This window comes from Rhodoblastus sp. 17X3 (assembly GCF_030056575.1).
Lineage (GTDB): Bacteria > Pseudomonadota > Alphaproteobacteria > Rhizobiales > Beijerinckiaceae > Rhodoblastus.
Window position 1 is genome coordinate 1 of record NZ_JASHHX010000049.1, and the last position, 1,349, is coordinate 1,349.

Annotated in this window: 1 protein-coding gene; it reads right to left on the reverse strand. The window is 61.9% G+C overall.

Annotation, left to right across the window (positions count from 1 at the left end):
* Positions 1-253: 253 nt before the first annotated feature.
* Positions 254-1,267, reverse strand: coding sequence for an IS110 family transposase (locus QM467_RS19690; protein WP_283368037.1), 1,014 nt, complete (start codon positions 1,265-1,267; stop codon positions 254-256).
* Between the last annotated feature and the right edge of the window lie 82 nt (positions 1,268-1,349).

The window sequence follows — 1,349 nt, forward strand, 5'->3', positions numbered from 1 at the left end:
CCGATTGTGTTCTCTAATGGGTAAAGGGTCGGCGGCTCAGTTTTGAGCGAATACGACGCTTTCGGGTGCCGGCGTTCTCTGCGTGCTCGTTTGGCACTTGATGGGGTAAGCTGGGTGTGAAGTGGCTTGGTTGAAATCGCAGTCGGTCTGCGACCGCATGCTACAAAATCGGCGCCGTCATTCACTCCCTCCCTCGGGCGTCGCTCCCGCTGGGGAGCTCGGTTCGGCCTCCTGTCTGGTCGCTGGCGACTGACTACGCCAGTTTGAACTCAGTGCCGTGTTTCAGCATCGCATGCATGATGATGGCGAGCCGTCGGGCGAGCGCAATCCGCGCTTTTCGCATGCTCGAGCGCTTGGCGATGGCGAAGGCCCAATCCTTGAGCTTCAGCGGCCCCTTGCAGCGCGTCAGCATCACGTTCGCGGCCTCATAGAGCAGCGTGCGCACACGCCTGTCGCCGCATTTGGAAATGCTGCCGGTATAGTCCACCTCGCCGGATTGGTAACGGCGGGGCACGAGGCCGAAATAGGCGCCTATATCGCGCGATCGTTTAAAGCGTTCGGGATCGTCGACCGCCGCCGCAAAAGCAAGCGCCGTCAACTGGCCGACGCCCGGAATGGTCATGAGACGCCGGCAAGCGTCGGACGCCTTCGTCATCTTCTTGATGTCGGCATCGATCGCGGTGATCGCCGCCATCACGGCTGACCGCGCCGCGATGAGGCCTTGCGTGGCGGCGGACAGGCCATCGACGCCGTCGCTTGCCTTCAGCGCTTGTTCAATGAAGGCGGGACTCAGAGAGCGGGGAAGCCGGACGCCAAACGCCACAGCCAGACCGCGGATCTGGTTCTCCAGCGTGACGCGCTGACCGACGAGCTTCTTGCGGGCGATAATCAGCGCGCGAATGGCGTGGGCGGCGAGAGACTTCACATGCACCGGCTTGAAGAAACCCGTGCGCGCCAGCTGCGCCAGGCCGCGCGCGTCATTGCGGTCGGTTTTGTGGGTCGCGAGCGACTTCAGAGCCTGATAGGCCTGCCGACTCTCGACGCAGATGACGGGCACGCCGCGCTGGATGAGCCCATGATAAAGCATCGGGGCCATCCGGCCGGTCTCGAATACGACCCGCTGACATGCCGGCGCCTCCATAAGCGCCGCGTCGATGTCAGCCGGTGTGGAAGCAACCCTGGTTTCGTGGATGACGACGCCGTCTCTGTCCACGACGCAGATGTGTGTCTCCTCCATCGAGACGTCCAGTCCGGCGTAATATTCCATGATCAGCCTCCTCTTTTTGTTCGGAAAGCCTATCGGATTCCGAAAAGGAGCCGCCAACCATTACCCGATGTTGAAAAACTCG

What these genes read in the sequence shown, in the direction of transcription:
- QM467_RS19690 (WP_283368037.1), bottom strand. Translation starts at nt 1,267, where the DNA reads ATGGAATATTACGCCGGACTGGACGTCTCGATGGAGGAGACACACATC.